The organism is uncultured Cocleimonas sp. (assembly GCF_947495625.1).
In the GTDB taxonomy this organism is placed as follows: Bacteria; Pseudomonadota; Gammaproteobacteria; order Thiotrichales; family Thiotrichaceae; genus Cocleimonas.
Genome location: NZ_CANLZW010000014.1, coordinates 65,515 through 82,042, shown reverse-complemented (window position 1 = coordinate 82,042; position 16,528 = coordinate 65,515). Strand labels below are relative to the sequence as shown.

The following is a 16,528-nucleotide window of genomic DNA, read 5'->3' as shown; positions in this document are numbered from 1 at the left end:
ACGACTTACAAGTAACAATGAAGCGTTGAATACTTAAAGCCGTTACGGTTTATATAAGGTGAGCTTTTGTAACTCTTCAAAACTATCTGCTTTTACATCAATCATATCAAGCTCATAAAGCGCTTTACCCGCATCACCCGGGGCTAAATGCTGCACAAACCAGGGATATTTTTGATCGGTTAGTTGATTCACCAAGCTCACGATTTCAGTGGTACAGTTCTTGAAAAACAAATGGTATAGCTCAGGATTTTTATCGAGTTGATTAGTTCGAGCTGCCGCTACTTTAAATAAAGCCTGCACCTCTGCTGGCTTTGCCTTAATCGGATAAATATACACATCTTCGTAGCGCTTTTGGCGTAAACCAACCAAATCATTATGACTACCCAATAAATAAATAACTTCAAATTTGGCAGTTAAACCACCGATTAAAGAATAGTCTTCACCCTGCTCTTTACGGGCTTCAACAGAAAGACCGATTACCTGCTTATCTTTTAATTCAAAAAGTATGAATAAATGCGCAATTTCACTGACTGCAGAGAAGTGTGATACTGCTACTTTGAGGGTTTGAATATCAGATAAAGGGAAATTAAGTGTGCGATAGCCCTGTTGCTCTATCAGTTTTCTCGCCTGAATAGAATCAGCCGGTGTTTTATAAAATTTAACCCAATCTATATCACGATAGTTTTGTATCTCAACCTGATCGTCACTAATGGTTACCGATGGGCTATGAGCATTACCTAAAGACCAGCTATTGCTTAATGAAGGGCTCTTAACAAAATAAATCATCATGCTAACAGTGATTAAAATCATCATTAGCACAATGATATATTTTATGAATTTAAGGCTAACTGCTAAAGTTTGTTTCAATTGAAATAGTTACTTAGCATGGTTAGTTTACTTGGCACTTTCTGGCAAAGTAATATTTAATTCCAATACATCGTAATCATCACCATTTTCCACATTCACATTCACATCACTGTCTGCAACATGCACGTATTTACGGATCACCTGCACTATCTCATCTCGTAGCTTTGGTAAATAATCGGGTGATTTTTTAGATTTATCAGCATGCTCATGCGCGATTAAAATCTGCAAACGTTCTTTAGCTAGATTCGCAGTGTTTTTCTTTTTCTCTTTCTTGAAGAAATTAAATAATCCCATTGTTCTATCTCCTTAATTCAGCGCTTAACCAAACAGCTTCTGGAAGAAGCCTTTCTTTGGTTCAACATCAATAAAACGCAAAGGAACCTCTTCTCCGAGGAAGCGTGCAACGACATCTTGATAAGCTTGACCAGCTTCACTGTCCTTATCCATGATTACCGGATTACCACTATTTGACGCTTGTAATACCGAACCAGACTCAGGTATCACGCCAATTAAAGGAACCGATAAGATTTCTACGATATCGTCCATACCCAACATATCACCGCCTTCAACACGGTCTGGAGAGTAACGAGTGATTAACAGATGTTCTTTAACTGTTTTTCCATCTTCGGCCGCTTTAGAACGACTTTGTAAGATACCCAAAATACGATCAGAGTCACGTACAGATGATACTTCCGGGTTGGTTACAATAATTGCTTCATCGGCAAAGTAAAGCGCCATAAATGCGCCTTTTTCGATACCGGCTGGCGAATCACAAACGATGAATTCAAATTCTTTTTTCAATTCATTGATAACGCTTTCAACGCCTTCTTTACTTAAGGCATCTTTATCACGTGTTTGTGATGCAGGCAGGATATAGAGATTATCTACACGCTTATCTTTGATTAGCGCTTGCTTCAATGTTGCTTCACCGTTAATTACATTAACGAAATCGTAAACAACACGGCGTTCAACACCCATGATTAAATCAAGGTTACGTAAACCCACATCAAAATCGATAACGGCCGTTTTATGACCTTTTGCTGCCAAGCCAGCGGCAAACGCTGCGCTTGAAGTGGTTTTTCCAACACCACCTTTACCAGATGTAACAACAATTACTTTACTCAATTTCTAATCTCCCTTTTATCGATTAAGATTTTTTTATTTCAGATTCTATTTTGTTTGGCGAGTTAGTGCGCCAAAGGTTCAATAATTAATTTTTCACCATCCAATCTAATCATGGCTGGTTTTCCTTTTAATTCTGTATCACTTTCATCCAGTAGTTGATAACGACCAGCAATCGCAATCAGTTCTGCCTGAAGCGATGAACAGAAAATGCGTGCTTGTTCGTTTCCTCTGGCGCCTGCAAGCACCCTACCGCGTAATGGACCATAAACATGGATACTGCCATCAGCCATAATCTCTGAACCCGCACTGGTTTGAGCGAGTACGGTCATATCAGCATCTGCTGCGTAAACCTGTTGCCCAGAACGCACTGGACGATCTATGGTTAATGATTTTATTCCCACAGGTGCCGCAGCTTGTGGTGCAACTTGCTCTTCAGATACTGTGTCTTGTGGTTGTTGATTTGTTTCAGCAGCAACGCCTGACTCCGAGGTTTCAGTCGAGGCTGCTGTCGAAGTTGCTGTAGAGGCTCTGCTCTCTCGCATAATTGCCCAGCCTGCATCCACTAGACGTGCATTCATTTCTACGGGATTATTACGAATTCCAACGGGTATAAAACCAAGCTCTAGTAGTTTTTGTCGAAGTAGTGAAAAATCTAATTGCTCAGCGGCATCACCCAGATCTGAACAATCTACAATGATTGGACTTTTCATAAAAAACTGGGGTGCTTCGTCTCTTTTTTGCTCTAGTTCAGCACAAAGTTTTTCTAAATCAAGCTCTTGCACATGCAAGACATTGAGCATTGACATCTCACCCTTAAGCTTCATATTTCCTACTCTTTATGACTGGATAAAAATATACCCGTAAAGACGTGCATGATATACGAGCCAGAATTATTTATCATCGCTAATATTACTTTTTAACGTTACAATCACGCGTTTTTTACACCTTCTCTAGCGTATAAAATGCCCTCAAGTACATTACACCCTCACTACCCTGATAAAGCATCCAACAAAACCAGCTGGAGTCAACTTCATGGTTGTGCTCAAGATTTATTAATAGCGAATGCAGCCAGGGAATATAAGGGATTAATTGTTGTTATCACGCCAGATAGCCACAGTGGGTACAGCCTGGAAGCGAATATCAATTTCTTTTTGGGAAATAAAGTTGGTGATAAAAATAAAAAAGATTCAAATCAGTCGATCCCTGTTCACATATTCCCGGATTGGGAAACACTTCCTTACGATGTGTTCTCGCCACATGAAGATTTAATATCTGACCGTTTAAAAACATTAAGCCAACTCAGTAGTATTGAACACGGTGTGCTGATAGTACCTGTATCGACAATGATGCAGCGACTTGCCCCCGTCGATTACATTCGAGCCAATTCTTTATCCTTTAAAGTCGGTGATAAACTAAATATTGAAGTGTTTCGCAAACAACTGGAAGAGTCAGGTTATCGGAATGTGACACAGGTGATGGAGCACGGTGAATACAGTACCCGCGGCTCTTTGATTGACCTGTTTCCAATGGGTAATGACAAGCCCTACAGAATTGATTTATTTGGCGATGATATTGAAACAATACGCAGTTTCAATCCAGAAGATCAGCGCACTATCGAACAAATCCAAAAGATCGAATTATTACCTGCGCATGAGTTCCCATTAAATCCTGAAGGCACGTCTAAGTTTCGTGAAAATTATAGCTTAAAGTTGGGGGGTGACCTCTCTCGAAGTCAGATATATGACAATATCAGTAATGGTAATGCACCTTCTGGTATTGAGTATTACCTGCCGCTATTCTTTGATGAGACTGCGACTCTTTTCGATTATCTTCCTGAAAAAACGCTATTAATAAATACCGACAGCACAGTAGCTGCTGCCGAAGTATTCAATAAATCGGTTAAAGATCGTTACGAACAACGCCGTCACGATATCGAAAGACCTTTATTGCCACCGCAAGATTTATTCCTCGATACCGAAACACTGTTTGATAAAATCTCAGAATATCGACGAATTGATACTCATCATTTCGAACAACCCAAGACAGAAAATAGTAAAGAAAGTAACTACAATTATCCTGTAAGTACCCTGCCGTCTTTATTGATTCAAGGACGCTCTGAAACACCTCTTATTCTACTCAATCAATTCCTGGTCCAGTTCAATAGCGAAACAAAAGGACGGGTATTATTTACTGCGGATTCAGCAGGTCGACGAGAAAACCTACTCGGTTTACTGCGTGATAATCGCTTTACAGTCAGTGTGTTTGATAGCTGGCAAGCATTTATCGCGTCCGATGCAGAAATGGGCCTGGTAGTTGCGCCTTTGGAAAATGGTGTCTGGATCAAAAGCCATGAGAGTTCTGATTCATTAGCAATCATTCCTGAAGCCATGTTGTTCGGTCAACAGGTTCAACAGAGACGTCGCCGCCAAAAACCTACCCGTGATGCCGATACGATTATTCGTAATCTGACCGACTTAACAGAAGGTGATCCGGTAGTCCACGAAGAGCATGGTGTGGGTCGTTATCAAGGGATGCAAACACTAACCACTAGCGGTATCGAACAAGAATTCATCCTGCTGACTTACTCAAAAGGAGACAAACTTTACGTTCCTGTCTCTTCTTTGCACTTGATCAGTCGTTATACCGGTGTCAGTGCCGAACATGCACCATTACACACTCTCGGTACCGAACACTGGGATAAAGTACGTAAAAAAGCCGCACAAAAAGCACACGATATTGCAGCTGAATTATTAGAAATTCACGCGCGCCGTGCAGCACAGAAAGGCCATGCATTTCCGTTTAATGAACTTGAGTACCTAGCGTTCGCAGACACCTTCCCGTTTGAAGAAACGCCAGACCAGGCACTTGCGATTGGCACCGTGATTAAAGACATGACATCGGCACAACCAATGGACCGCGTTACCTGTGGCGATGTAGGTTTTGGTAAAACCGAAGTCGCCATGCGAGCTACCTTTGTTGCTGCCAATGCAGGCAAACAAGTGGCGCTGATTGCACCGACAACACTATTGGTGCAACAACACACAAAAAACTTCCGCGACCGTTTTGCAGATTGGCCTTTTAAAATAGGTTCTTTATCTAGATTCAAAACAGCCAAAGAAACCAAAGAAACCGTCGAAAAAATGAAATCCGGTAACATTGATATCGTTATCGGGACACACAAATTACTGCAAAAAGACATCGACTTTAAAGACCTGGGGTTAGTTATCGTCGATGAAGAACACCGCTTTGGTGTGCGCCACAAAGAGCAACTAAAAAAGCTACGTGCCAATGTCGATATGCTGACTTTAACAGCAACACCAATTCCTAGAACACTGAATATGTCGCTGTCTGGTTTACGTGATTTATCAATCATCGCGACACCACCAACACAGCGTCATTCAATCAAAACATTCGTCCATGAATGGGATAAAGCACTGATACAAGAAGCCTGTGCGCGTGAACTCGCTCGTGGTGGTCAGATTTATTTCTTACATAATGAAGTCAAAACCATCCAGAAAATGACAGATGATTTAGCTGCCATTTTACCTGATACCAAAATACGTTTTGCCCATGGCCAAATGCCAGAACGCGAACTCGAAGGCATCATGAGTGATTTTTATCACCAACGTTTTCAGGTACTCGTCGCAACGACCATTATCGAAAGCGGTATCGACGTACCGACCGCGAACACCATTATCATTAATCGCGCAGATAAACTCGGTTTAGCACAGCTACATCAAATACGTGGTCGTGTTGGTCGTTCACATCACAAAGCCTACGCTTACATGATAATCCCAGGTAAAAAGCTTATTTCAGCCGATGCTAAAAAACGTCTGGAAGCAATCGAATCACTGGAAGACTTAGGCGTTGGTTTTACGCTTGCCTCACATGATTTAGAGATTCGTGGCGCTGGTGAATTACTCGGTGATGATCAAAGTGGTCAGATCCAGGAAATCGGCTTTAATATGTACAATGATCTATTAGAGCGTGCTGTTAAAGCACTCAAATCTGGTAAATTACCTGATCTGGATGGACGCGAAACACGCACCACTGTAGATCTTGGCATGCCCGCACTAATCCCTAGCGATTACCTGCCAGACGTCCACAATCGACTCATCATGTACAAACGAATCGCCAGCGCTAAAGATGCAGATTCATTGCGTGAATTACGCGTCGAAATGATCGACCGATTTGGACTAGTCCCAGATGAGGTTAAGAACCTGTTTGAAGCAACCAGACTAAAACAAATCGCACAAGAGCTCGGTATTGTAAAACTCGATATGGGAGAAGAAGGCGGCCGCATACTATTTAATGAAAAACCCAATATCGACCCTGTAAAAATCATGCAACTGGTCCAGAAACGCCCATGGGAATTCACCATTAAAGGACAGGATAAACTGTACTTTGAATACGAACCAATGATGGAGTTAGACCAGCGCGTACAATGGGTTAAAAGATTGTTTAATGATATTAAGAATGGGGAATAATTAACATAAAGTCCCTCTCTACTAATGTATGCCAAAGCTCGGGATTAATTCGTCTGCAAGACGACTGTGTATAAGAGACCTAGGCGTGTATAAGGCTGTTTTTTAGACAAACATATCTTCAAGCTGTTGTTTGTCGATATAAAACCCCTGATAGTAAATCACCTTTTTCAGATTATACTTTGAATAAAAGCACTGATTATCAACCCTAGCAAAAACCTGTTTATCGCGCTTGTCTTGTTTAATCTTGTCTAACAAAGCGCCCTCACTGTGTAGAACCCTGGTTAAAGAAAACTGATCAACAATATACTGTTGCCCCTTTGCTAAAAATAAATCACCCGCTTTAAGCAGCCAGACATTTGGCTTGGGTAAGTGATAGGTTTTTCTCAAGAAACAACATACCCCATCTTTAATGATGAGCAAGGCATAACCATAGTTGGGAGCGTACAGCTGATATTCCACCCAATCTTCTTCCTTACCTTGTAGGGTTTCATAAAAGACCAGGGCACTAATCGTAAAAGTAATTCCTTCGATATTGGCCTGCATGCCAATACGCAAATGACTAGCTGGCTTCTGAACCTCTGTATATGCGTAGAGCGCACGCAGCTCATTTTTGTAATCCATGACTGTACCGCAATAGCCACACACCAATAACTGACAACGCTTTGGGTTACCGATAATTTCAACAGGTGCATGACAATTTGTACATTGAACCGATTGGGCTTTTTTGTATGTATTCATTAGTTGTTTCATGGTTGCACAAGATCCATTGGGTCTAACCACCAGCCTTGATAAAATGTATATGGATAGTGGGTGCTTCCATTTTTTGGCTGGCCAGTAGAAACCAATACCAAACATTCCCCTTCGGTATTACTCAAATAACTGCATTGGATTTGACTATTTTGTAACGGTAAATTTTGTAATTCGCCATAAAAAGCGACGAAACTGACTTCCCTTTTTTCAACGACCAACCATTCTACAGTTTCAATTATCAACTGGGTATTAGGCTGCATTGAACTCCATGCGGGTAATGCGGCTTCTATCTTGGGAATCTGCTTCACAAAGAAAAGATTCTCTTCTTCCTGATTTAAAATGTACGTGTTCTGATCATTATCTACTAACTCCCATTCGACTCTAAACCCATCTTCATACTCATAGAGGCTATAACCTTTGGGTATGTAGGACGCATTTTTTATCTGGACTGAATGGCCAATATCGAACAAGTAATTCTCTGTGTTTTTCACCACATTGATATCGGAAAGACTCGTCGTATTGTTCTGAATATAGATGCTCGAATTACAAGAGGGGCAACTCAATAGTTTTGTTGCAACAGTATCGAGTAAATAGCCACATTGAGGGCATGAAGGCGTCATTGGCTTACTCCCATCTTTCTATCATTTGAAGCGGAGTTTCTCCATTGCGTCTTTTCAATACCCTTTCTGCACTGGCTTTTAACAACAGTTTTTCACCCATTACACTGTTAGCCGTGATTAGATTGGCTTTTTTGAATTCGGGAAAGACTCGTCTCCATTCTGCGAGAAAATCATTCGCATCGCTTTTATTATTACCGATCAATTTAGGGATACTAAATAAATCCTGTATGGCGGGTTTTGCATATAATGCCAATAAATAACGACTGCTTCCCAATGGTTGTAAAAACTCATTCAATACTTCGAGGAAGTTCTCATTTTCCTGACGCGTATAGTCATTCAATGAAAACCTTAAAATACCATTATCTACAAAGCAGATATTAATCGCGTCGTTAATCTTATCTTTTTGTAACGCCGTTTTCATGACCCCTTTATTATGTAAACTTAGCAAAATTACTTTAGCTATTTTTTGCCCAATATCGATTGAATTACGTTTATCATTCAATCCTTTGGCTTTGATTAAAGCAAACGATACTGCGCCACCTGCTGACCCACCAAATGCATAAGCATAACCACTGAAACCACTATTGAATAATGTATAAGTGACTGCGGAACCCAAGCCCATCAGACCCAATGCGGTTAATTTGTATTTATTACCATGATTTCGTCTACGTTCATTCACTACTGTTAGCAAACGTTCCAGACTATATAGCTTACCGTGATCATCAACCTGATGATGTAACCCCACCTGAAATACCTGATGCTTTGCTTTGGCTAATGCGTTCTGCCAACGTGCTTGTAGATTAAAGAGATCGTCCGTTAGACGTGTTTGCATTATTTGATTGTTCGTCTGGATAACATCTTGTTTGGGTTCGGGTAATTTCTCTTTCTTTAGCTCATTTTCTACAACGCTTGTCCCTTCCATCTCATCAATGGTTCGCAGAGATAATCTTTCAGTGCCCGACTCGATCTTCAAATCATAAGCATGCAAGCCTGCAAAGGTTCGAAAACGTTTTTGCAGGTTTTCAAAAATCAGTCCATTCAAACGTTTTTCTGGCGCGGTGGCTACAATGTGCCAGATGCTGGCTGTTTTAAAGTCATCCTGTGGATCAACACGCATCACTCTGCCACGTAATTGATTAGTCGCCACATAAGCCCTTGTCTGGGTTGCCATCACCAAAGCATTTAAAAATGGTGCATCCCAACCCTCTCCCAATAATGCTCGGGTTCCTACAATTATCTGCAAATCACCTGCTTCAAGTAAACGTGTATAAGCCGCAGAAAGAAAACTCGTTGCACCGCCGCACACCACAAAATCTTTATGCTCGCTAAAAGCTTTTATCGTGGGTTGAGCATGAGATGGTATGTGACTAAATAATGTATCAACCAAGTGAGATGGAAGAATACAAAGTCGCCCCGTTAACAAAGCAATTTTTGATATTACCTTGCCATTGATGCCACCGCGGTTATCGCTGTCATTGAGGCCATCAAACTTGTGAATAAAGTGATGAAAGATCGGATAGGCGCCCGTTGTCACTCCTGTTGAACCGGCACTGGTATCGATCGACAAAGCCAGTTCTTCGTCTCTAATATAATCAGCCAGAACCACCATTCTCAATAATGACTTTCGGTTAGCTATTTCTATTTTGGCAATTTCGAAACAGGCTGAAATACGTTCTTCTGTTTTATTGAAGGCATCTAGTTTGCGTTGGGTATTATCGAACTGAACCTGATTGTATTTGAGAAAACGTTTTCTTTTTAATAAGGCGGTCAGCGTGTCTCTAAATGACTCTACCGGCTCTGCCTTAGGGTAATAATCACCCTGCAGATATGATTCAATCAGAGTTTGCCAATTATTCACCGTGAGAGGCGGAACATCATCGACACTAATATCCAATGCTTGTAATAAATGCGGAGGCAATGGTTTTTGCCAATGTTTCAGTAACTGCAATAAAGCGATGACCGTTTCAATATTGAGTAACAACTCCCGTTCGCTGATGGTAGTTGATCCCTCCGTTTCAACTAAGAACTCATGTAACAGAAGTTGATAATTCAATTCATCATTTGTCGTTAGCTCTGCTAAAAACGTTTTAAGATTATCTTCGTAACGTTCTAATGACTGGATGTTTTTCTCATCGGTTTTCACCAACCAGATATAGTCTTGATGCGGACAAAGAGAACGTGATTTAACCAGTTCTGGAATGCTGATTTCTTCATCTACTGGACCACATAACTTTTTATAACGTGACCATTCCGTGGTGTTCGAGTCATAAGGGGGTGTTGCTGTAAGGCTTACGACGATTAAATCATCAATATTTTTAACCAGATCGTAAAGCACTGCCCACCAACTTGCTTTTAAGTGATGCGCCTCATCTAAAATGATCAGACCAAATTTTTGGGAGCGAAACCATTGTTTTAAATCGTGCAGTTGATTAGCTGGAGATTCTATTTGTTTTTTCTTTAACTGCTTATCGAAACTGTACAAGGCCTGATAAGTCGTTGAAGTGAAATATTCTGGTTCATCTAAAACCGAGCTTACCCAGTCAAGCAATACACTATTATTTTGATCAAGGACACTTTCATCACTATCGATAAATAAAGATAGTCGTTCGATCCATTGATCTTTGACTAGAACAGTAGGCGACAGGGTTAGGGTTTTAACGTTTAGCCGATTGAATATCTCTAAACCTAAAACCGTTTTGCCCGCTCCAGGCGCGGCAACGATATGGACACGCTTGTCTACCATATAATCATTTAAACGACTCAACACTTTTAATTGCTCAGGTCGCCATGGATGAATAAAACTTAAATCAGCAGTGCTAGCGTTCAAATTATTAGAATTTCCTGAGATATTTATTCATCATTAACTTTATTGTAGATACGGTAATGGATCGTAAAACGACACCATCATAGCGAAAATAAACGAAAGTCACCCCCCTACTTTGAGGCTGTTTTTCTAGAACTGTTTTTATAGTGCTGTTTTTTTATAAAGACTGTTTATATAAATAATGTATTTAAAACGAACAGCTTTAAGCGTTATGTAGCTTTTATATTATAATTAAGCAATATTAATTAATTCACTGAGTATTACCATGAAACTTTTCATATTCCTGTTTTTAATATGCGGATTATTTTTAGCGCAAGGGTGTGATAGTCAATCACCACCAAAAAGCAAAATTGAAAATCCACTAGAAGGACATTCAAAAGCATTAGAAAAAGCAAAAGATCTACAGCGACAATTAGATGAAGCTGCGGAGAATCAACGCAAAGCGATTGAAAGCATGTCTCAATAATCTCTCAATAAAAATGTCACTTACTTAAAAAACAATTGTCAACCCCCCTACTTAGGAGGCTTTTTTTAAGCGCCTTGTTATAAAGCTTTAAACAACAAGTGATATTAACGATAAACACAAAAAAGGCCAGAGCAAGCTCCGGCCTTAAAAATGTAACTATTACGATAGTTATTTAACTACCTAAAGACTTAACGTCTAATAGTTACCTTGCGCTGACCTGACACCGAGATATCTACTCGACGGTTTTCAGCACGCCCCGATTTAGTTTTATTACTGGCAACTGGATTCATTTCACCTTGTCCAGATACCTTCATCACGCCACGATTAATTCCCTGTGATGATAGGAAATCAGCAACTGAATTTGCGCGTCTTTCTGATAATTTTTGGTTATAAGCTTCTTTACCAATACTATCTGTATGACCGACTACAGTAACGCTGCTTGGCGTAACATTCGATGATTTAACCGTTTGAGCAAAACTTGTAAGCTCGCCACGTGCCTTATCACTTAATTTATCGCTATCAAATGCAAAGTTAGAACCACCTGCTTCATTTAATCGTAGTATTTTTACAATAGGCTTTGGTGGTGGTACATAAACTGGTTTTGGTTTAGGAGGTGCAATATAAACAGGTTTCGGTGGAATAACCGCAACAGGAACCGGATCAGCTTTAATTGGTGCAGCTACTGGCAGCTCCCCACAACCTGATACCATGCTACCTAAAGCAGATCTAACACAATCGCCAGAACCATCTGTTACTCCTTTATTTGATGCATCGGTAACATATCCTCCGATATTTGCTGATGCTGTAGAAGCCATAGTTAGAGTAAACATAACCGTACTACTCGCAATCACTAAATTCTTACAAGCTAACTTCTTAATATTCATTTTGGAACTCCATACTTCATAATTAATTTATTTTTAAAGTGATTCCTCACTAGCATTTTCATGTAATCTGTATCAAAAATAACACAATGTATCTTTTTTGCCACATAATAGATAAGAACACGGTATACCGTTAAAAGTTCCACAAGAAAGTTTCAGAAAATGTAATCTTTTATCAATTTCCATAGATAAAGCACACATTAAAATCACTATGAAAACGATTGAGTAATGTTAATAAGTGATTGAAACTATTATTCTTAAAATAAATAAAGATGGTTGATTTTCTAGTTTTAGAAATACGATGAATTGATTAAAAATCAATCAATATATTTTCGTTTATTTTTAATAAAAGTCTAATAATCTCTAGAAAATCGGGCTAAAACTGAATAAACGCGAATAAAATCTGATTAAGCCTTTTAAAAAAGTGCCAGCAAACTTATCATACACCCTTACCTCCTTTCTTACTTTTTAGAAGATAATTTATTCGCTATGTTAATACTCCCCGGTAGTCGTGCGTTTTCTGATTTCAACAAAACTAAACTCCTAAAATCATTACAAAATTCCATTCCAGAATTAACGGATATTCATGCCCGTTATTGGCACTTTGTTAAAGTTGCAGAGACTTTAACGGATGAAGAAAATGACACCCTCACCGAATTATTGCACTACGGCGAGCAGGATGATGATGAAAAACCATTAGGAGAATTATTCCTGGTCACTCCACGCCCCGGAACTATCTCACCGTGGTCGAGTAAAGCGACAGACATTCTGCATAACTGTGGCATGAGCAAAGTCGTTAGAGCAGAACGTGGCATCGCTTACTTTGTCGAGTATAAAGACGATTTTACGAACCTATCTGAAGACCAGCGCGTATTTATTACCAATCGTATCCATGATCGTATGATCGAAGTGGTCATGGAAGACGAACAAGATGCCGTTATCCTGTTCAATGACGCTGAACCAGCACCACTTAAAACCATTCCTTTGGGTGAAAATGCGCAAGCCGCATTAAGCCGTGCGAATATCGATTTAGGTCTAGCATTGTCGGAAGACGAGATTCAATATCTTGCAGACAACTACGCCGATTTAAACCGTGATCCTACCGATGTAGAGTTAATGATGTTTGCACAGGCAAACTCAGAGCACTGTCGACATAAAATATTCAATGCTGACTGGGTTATCGACGGTAAAAAACAAGATCAAACCCTATTCGGCATGATCAAAAATACCTACAAACAATCTCCTGAAGGCGTGTTGTCTGCGTATCACGATAATGCTTCTGTGGTTGAAGGTTCACAAGCGACCAAATTCTTCCCGAATAGTGCCAATCAGGAATACGGCTATTCAGAAGAAGCTGTGCACATGCTAATGAAGGTAGAAACACATAACCACCCTACGGCAATCTCTCCTTTCCCGGGTGCTGCTACTGGTTCTGGTGGCGAAATACGTGACGAAGGTGCAACGGGTAACGGTTCTAAACCTAAAGCAGGTTTGTGTGGATTCTCAGTATCTAATTTGAAGATTCCAGAATACCCAATGCCTTGGGAAATCGATCATGGCAAACCATCTCGTATCGATAGCGCACTGGACATCATGCTTGAAGGTCCTATAGGTGCAGCTGCATTTAATAATGAATTTGGACGCCCAAACATCACCGGTTATTTCCGCACCTATGAAGCGGAAGTACCTGGCGCAAGTTCTGAAAAAGAATTACGCGGTTATCACAAACCAATCATGCTGGCGGGTGGTTTAGGTAATATCCGTCCGAATAACATCGAGATGAAAGACATCCCGGTAGAAACACCGATTATTGTATTGGGTGGCCCTTCAATGCTTATTGGTTTAGGTGGTGGCGCGGCTTCGTCCATGGCGAGTGGAACCAGTACTGAAAGCCTCGATTTTGCTTCGGTACAACGTGGCAACCCAGAAATGGAACGCCGTGCGCAAGAAGTTATCGACCGCTGTGTTGCAATGGGTGATGACAACCCTATTCTGTGGATTCACGATGTGGGCGCCGGTGGCGTTTCAAATGCAATCCCTGAAATTGTAAATGATGCAGGACGCGGCGGAAAATTCGAAATTCGCATGCTTCCTAATGACGAGCCAAGCATGTCACCGATGGAAATCTGGTGCAACGAAGCTCAGGAACGTTATGTATTGGCAATCGATGCTGATCGTTTAGATGCTTTTAAAGCTTTATGTGAACGTGAACGCGCTATATATGCTGTAGTTGGCACCGCGACTGAAGAAAGACATTTACTTGTTGGTGATGCACTTTTTGAAAATAACCCCGTAGATATGTCGATGGACATGCTACTCGGTAAACCACCCAAAATGTTACGTGATGTACACCACAAAACTTTTCACAAGCCAGAATTAGAATTAGATGGAATCAAACTGGACGATGCCATCGAACGTGTTTTACGTTTACCAACGGTAGCTTCAAAATCATTTTTGATTACCATTGGTGATCGTACGATTACGGGCATGGTTAATCGTGACCAGATGGTTGGTCCATGGCAAGTTCCGGTGGCTGATGTTGCGGTGACCTGTGCCGATTACATTGGTTATAACGGTGAGGCAATGGCATTGGGTGAAAGAACTCCTATTGCATTGGTTAATCCACCTGCATCGGGTCGTATGGCAATTGGTGAATCGATCACTAATATTGCTGCGGCGAAAATTGGCAGTATTTCTGATATCTTCCTTTCTGCAAACTGGATGGCAGCTGCGGGTTACGAAGGTGAAGACGCGGCTTTATTTGACACGGTTAAAGCCGTGGGTGAAGAGCTTTGTCCGCAACTCGGTATTGCGATACCTGTCGGTAAAGATTCATTATCGATGAAAACCGTTTGGGATCAGCAAAGTGATGAAGGCGTCATCGAACGCGAAATGGCAGCTCCTTTGTCATTAATCACCACTGCATTTGCGATTGTTGATGATGTGCGCAAAACACTCACTCCTCAAATTAGAACGGACAAAGGTGATTCTGATCTTATCCTGATCGACCTGGGTAAAGGCAAAAATCGCCTTGCTGCTTCTGCTTTGTCACAGGTTTATTCACAAATGGGCGCGCATACTCCTGATGTGAATGACCCAAAGGCATTGATTAATTTCTTCAAAGTGATTCAGGAGCTCAATCAGGAAGGCAAATTAATGGCCTACCATGACCGCTCTGACGGTGGCTTACTGGCTACATTATGTGAAATGGCGTTTGCTGGTAAAACAGGTATTACTATTCGTCTGGATGATATTGGTGAAACGCCACTCGAAGCATTGTTCACAGAAGAATTGGGCGCGGTGATTCAAGTTCATCATACCGATACCGAAGAAGTACTGTCTGCATTACGCGAAGCTGACTTAGGCAATTGCTCTCACGTCATTGGTAAACCTGATGCTAAGGAAGCGGATTCACATCAAGCTGATCAAATCACGTTCACCTGGGCACATGAAACGATATACGAAGAATCTCGTGCAACCTTGCACAAGGTTTGGGCTGAAACCAGTTATCGCATGCAAGCCTTACGTGATAACGATCAATGCGCTAAGGAAGAATTCGAGAAACTAGACGAAGACTACAATGACACCGGTTTAATCGCAGAACCCAGTTTTGATATAGCTGAGAATATTGCTGCTCCTTATATCAAAACAGGGGTAAGACCTTCGGTTGCGATTCTTCGCGAACAAGGCGTCAATGGTCAACAAGAAATGGGCATGGCATTTGACCGCGCTGGTTTCCGTGCGGTTGATGTGCACATGACCGATATAATCTCTGGTCGCACTTCATTAGATGATTTCAACGGCATGGTTGCTTGTGGTGGTTTCTCTTACGGTGATGTACTTGGCGCTGGCGGCGGATGGGCGAAGACTATCCTCAACAATGCTCGTGCTAAAGACGAATTCAATGCTTTCTTTGAACGCAAAGACGTCTTTGGCTTAGGAGTCTGTAATGGCTGTCAAATGTTGTCACAGTTACGCGATTTAATCCCCGGTGCAAGTCACTGGCCAGAATTCTATCGCAATCAGTCAGAGCAATTTGAAGGGCGTTTTGCGATGGTGGAAGTCATGGACTCACCGTCTATCTTACTCAAAGATATGCAAGGTTCAAAAATGCCAATCGCTGTGGCACACGGTGAAGGACGAGCCGTTTTCACTGGTGTGAATACTGCAGAAAATGCACTAAGCAATAGCTTTGTCAGCATGCGTTATATCGACCATAACAGTCAACCAACGCAACACTATCCAGAAAATCCAAATGGATCTGAGCAAGCTATTACCGGTCTAAGTAGCACTGATGGTCGTTACACGATTATGATGCCACATCCAGAACGTGTGGTGAGAACAGTGAGTAATTCATGGCACCCGGATAACTGGGGAGAAGATAGTCCATGGATGAGAATGTTCAGAAATGCGCGTGTATGGGTTGATTAATTTAAGATAAATAGCCTAACAGCGATTTATTTCAATTCCTCATGCCTTGAACGAGATACGTTTCAAGGCGTGATTTC

At 41.1% G+C, this 16,528-nt stretch carries 11 protein-coding genes; 3 read left to right on the top strand and 8 right to left on the bottom strand.

Annotated features, from left to right (window positions below; translation table 11 throughout):
• Positions 1–42: 42 nt before the first annotated feature.
• The 4 genes from Q1A31_RS09750 to minC all read right to left on the bottom strand — a co-directional run bounded on the left by Q1A31_RS09750 (position 43) and on the right by minC (position 2,816).
• Positions 43–813, bottom strand: coding sequence for a DUF4105 domain-containing protein (locus Q1A31_RS09750; RefSeq protein WP_299875827.1), 771 nt, complete (start codon positions 811–813; stop codon positions 43–45).
• An 81-nt stretch (positions 814–894) separates the two neighbouring features.
• Positions 895–1,161 (bottom strand): cell division topological specificity factor MinE, encoded by a 267-nt coding sequence (minE, locus tag Q1A31_RS09745; protein WP_299875825.1) that lies wholly within the window; start codon positions 1,159–1,161, stop codon positions 895–897.
• A gap of 24 nt (positions 1,162–1,185) precedes the next feature.
• On the bottom strand, positions 1,186–1,992 hold the full coding sequence (gene minD / locus Q1A31_RS09740; protein ID WP_299875823.1) for a septum site-determining protein MinD: 807 nt from the start codon (positions 1,990–1,992) through the stop codon (positions 1,186–1,188).
• Between the two features lie 62 nt (positions 1,993–2,054).
• Positions 2,055–2,816 carry a septum site-determining protein MinC gene (gene minC / locus Q1A31_RS09735; RefSeq protein WP_299875821.1) on the bottom strand — a complete coding sequence of 254 codons (762 nt, stop codon included), beginning with the start codon at positions 2,814–2,816 and terminating at the stop codon, positions 2,055–2,057.
• 138 nt (positions 2,817–2,954) lie between these two features.
• On the opposite strand from minC, the gene mfd reads away from it, so the two are divergent.
• Positions 2,955–6,479 (top strand): transcription-repair coupling factor, encoded by a 3,525-nt coding sequence (mfd, locus tag Q1A31_RS09730; RefSeq protein ID WP_299875819.1) that lies wholly within the window; start codon positions 2,955–2,957, stop codon positions 6,477–6,479.
• 102 nt (positions 6,480–6,581) lie between these two features.
• Here mfd and Q1A31_RS09725 read toward each other — a convergent pair whose 3' ends face one another.
• From Q1A31_RS09725 to Q1A31_RS09715, 3 genes are read right to left on the bottom strand one after another with little or no spacing between them, the layout of a single operon-like run.
• Positions 6,582–7,229: a hypothetical protein gene (locus tag Q1A31_RS09725; RefSeq protein WP_299875817.1), complete on the bottom strand. Its 648-nt coding sequence runs from the start codon at positions 7,227–7,229 to the stop codon at positions 6,582–6,584.
• Positions 7,226–7,849, bottom strand: a complete 624-nt coding sequence (locus Q1A31_RS09720; protein WP_299875815.1) for a DUF4178 domain-containing protein — start codon at positions 7,847–7,849, stop codon at positions 7,226–7,228. Before Q1A31_RS09720 ends, Q1A31_RS09725 begins: the two co-directional genes overlap by 4 nt.
• Positions 7,850–7,853: 4 nt before the next feature.
• Positions 7,854–10,676 (bottom strand): DEAD/DEAH box helicase family protein, encoded by a 2,823-nt coding sequence (locus tag Q1A31_RS09715; protein ID WP_299875813.1) that lies wholly within the window; start codon positions 10,674–10,676, stop codon positions 7,854–7,856.
• A gap of 262 nt (positions 10,677–10,938) precedes the next feature.
• On the opposite strand from Q1A31_RS09715, the gene Q1A31_RS09710 reads away from it, so the two are divergent.
• Entirely contained in the window at positions 10,939–11,139 is a 201-nt protein-coding gene (locus tag Q1A31_RS09710) for a hypothetical protein (protein ID WP_299875811.1), read from the top strand.
• 188 nt (positions 11,140–11,327) lie between these two features.
• Here the strand turns inward: Q1A31_RS09710 and Q1A31_RS09705 are convergent, their stop codons facing one another.
• On the bottom strand, positions 11,328–12,023 hold the full coding sequence (locus Q1A31_RS09705; RefSeq protein WP_299875809.1) for an OmpA family protein: 696 nt from the start codon (positions 12,021–12,023) through the stop codon (positions 11,328–11,330).
• A 486-nt stretch (positions 12,024–12,509) separates the two neighbouring features.
• Between Q1A31_RS09705 and purL the strand changes: the two genes are divergently transcribed.
• Complete coding sequence (gene purL, locus Q1A31_RS09700) at positions 12,510–16,451, top strand: phosphoribosylformylglycinamidine synthase (RefSeq protein ID WP_299875807.1); 3,942 nt, start codon at positions 12,510–12,512, stop codon at positions 16,449–16,451.
• The last annotated feature ends 77 nt before the right edge of the window (positions 16,452–16,528 follow it).